At 31.4% G+C, this 2,256-nt stretch carries 2 protein-coding genes; both read left to right on the forward strand.

Features of this window, described 5'->3' with window-relative positions; all coding sequences use genetic code 11:
- The first annotated feature begins 69 nt into the window (after nucleotides 1-69).
- On the forward strand, nucleotides 70-1,479 hold the full coding sequence (locus ACJML3_RS04020; RefSeq protein WP_406020840.1) for an MBOAT family O-acyltransferase: 1,410 nt from the start codon (nucleotides 70-72) through the stop codon (nucleotides 1,477-1,479).
- A 12-nt stretch (nucleotides 1,480-1,491) separates the two neighbouring features.
- Nucleotides 1,492-2,256: hypothetical protein (locus tag ACJML3_RS04025; protein ID WP_406020842.1), on the forward strand; the 765-nt coding region annotated here is incomplete at its 3' end.

A 2,256-nucleotide genomic window follows, 5' to 3' on the forward strand; every position in this document is an offset into this window, starting at 1 on the left:
GTCAATGCAATAATAGAGAGAGAGTCTTTTATGTTATAATCTTGAATCATTTTTATAAGGCAAAAGATAATGGTTTTTTCAAGTTTACCTTTTATTTTCTTTATTTTACCTTTATTTTTAACTTGTGATTTTCTAATCAGAAAAAAAGTTGTTTTAAGAAATATTTCCCTAATTCTAATAAGTCTTTTCTTTTATGTTTTTGATGGCGGATTTCACTCTTTAAAGATACTACTTGCATACGGTTTCTTGAACCTAGTATTCGGTTATTTGCTAGAAAATGCTAAAGAAAAAAGTTGTATTCTTAAAAATATAACATTGTTTGCCTTTGTATCTATAAATATCCTGTCTTTGGCATTTTTTAAGTATTCGTACTGGATATTTGATCTTATTCATCAGTCAGGCTATCTCCTTAATGTAAATGTGAAAAAACAAGCTTTACCTCTAGGTATATCATTTTTCACCTTCCACGCTGTAAGCTATCTTATTGATATTGCCAGAGGTCAGATATCAGGCAAGTGTAAAATCACCACTTTTTTAGCATATTTCTTCATGTTTCCACATTTGATTGCAGGTCCTATTGTAAGATACAAGGATGTGCAACCTGATCTTGATAAGAGAGTAGATTCAAAGGATCTGTTTAACTACGGTATGTACAGATTCATTCTTGGTCTGAACAAGAAGATCCTTATTGCAAATTCTGTAGCTCCTCTTGCAGATATGGCCTTTTTGTATCATGTACAGTCATTGTCTACTCTTGATGCATGGATTGGTGCGCTAGCATACATGATTCAGATCTATTTTGATTTTTCTGCATATTCTGATATGGCAATAGGTCTTGCTGCAATGGCAGGCTTCAGATTCCATGAGAATTTCAATGCTCCATACAGAGCAAAATCGATTCAGGATTTCTGGAGAAGATGGCATATGTCATTATCATCCTGGCTTAGAGATTATGTCTATATACCACTTGGAGGCTCAAGAGTAGCAACTTACAGGATTTACTTTAATCTTGTATTTGTTTTCTTCCTATGTGGTCTCTGGCACGGTGCTAATATGACATTCGTTGTATGGGGGCTTTACAATGGTGTTTTTCTGATCCTTGAACGTCTGTTCTTAAAAGACGTATTATCAAAAATACCAGTAATTTTTGCACATGCCTACGCTTTGTTAGTTGTTCTTGTAGGATGGGTAATATTTAGAGCTGATTCTCTATCACATGCAATGGATTATTTAAATGTAATGTTTTCTATATCTAATATTAGTAATGAAAACATATGTGATGGAAAGATTTTGAATTATTTAGCACTTGTAGCAGGTTTTATCATTGCACTTATAAAAGTAGATGCATTTAATTCATCAGATGCATATGAACATAAAACACACACAATAGCATATCTTGTACATGGTCTTTTGGTTTTTGCATCTGTAATAATTTTGTATTTCAGTGCACAGAATCCGTTTATCTATTTTAATTTCTAAAGGATTGAGCAAATGAAGAGAGTAATACAGTACATTCTTGTAACACTTATGTTTGCAGTTCCTTTAGCTGGATTCATGACTATAAGCAATGATTATGTAATAAAGTCTGAAAACAGAATGATTGCCAGATTTCCTAATGAATATTCAAATAGATTTTTTATTGAATTAGTTAAGTGGTATACAGACAGATTATTTTATAAAGTTAGAATTTCAGAAAAGTACTATAAAAATTTTAAGGATCTGTTTGCTGATTATGACTTTTCACCAAGTGAAGTATTTGTAAAGGGACGAAATAACTGGGTATTTCTTGGAGATAAAAGTCATGAGGTTTATTCTCAGCATTCTCGTTCAACTAAAGTAAATATGAATGCTGCAATTAAGAAAATAAATACATTAAAAACTCTAATGAATGCTGACAGTGCCATTGATTTTTATTTAGTTGTAGGCCCTGATAAGCATGGAATTTATCCAGAGTATATGAATCAGAATTACTTTGAGCCAGGAAAATACCGACTTTTTGATAATTATAAATATTTGCTAGAAGATGCTCATATAAATTTCATTGATAATTATTCATTGTTGATAAATGAAAAGAAAAAAATGAATGGCGAGAGTCTATATTTCTTTAATGATTCTCACTGGAATCTTTATGGTGCTTATCTTGCGTATAAGAACGTGATGAAACAGATTAACCCTGATTTGGCTGTAAAAGATTATGAATTTAAGTTTAGAAAAGAGCATTTACCTAAAGGCGAAAGTGATTTATTAGATATAGCA

It is taken from the genome of Succinivibrio sp., from assembly GCF_045124615.1.
GTDB classification, from domain to species: domain Bacteria; phylum Pseudomonadota; class Gammaproteobacteria; order Enterobacterales; family Succinivibrionaceae; genus Succinivibrio; species Succinivibrio faecicola.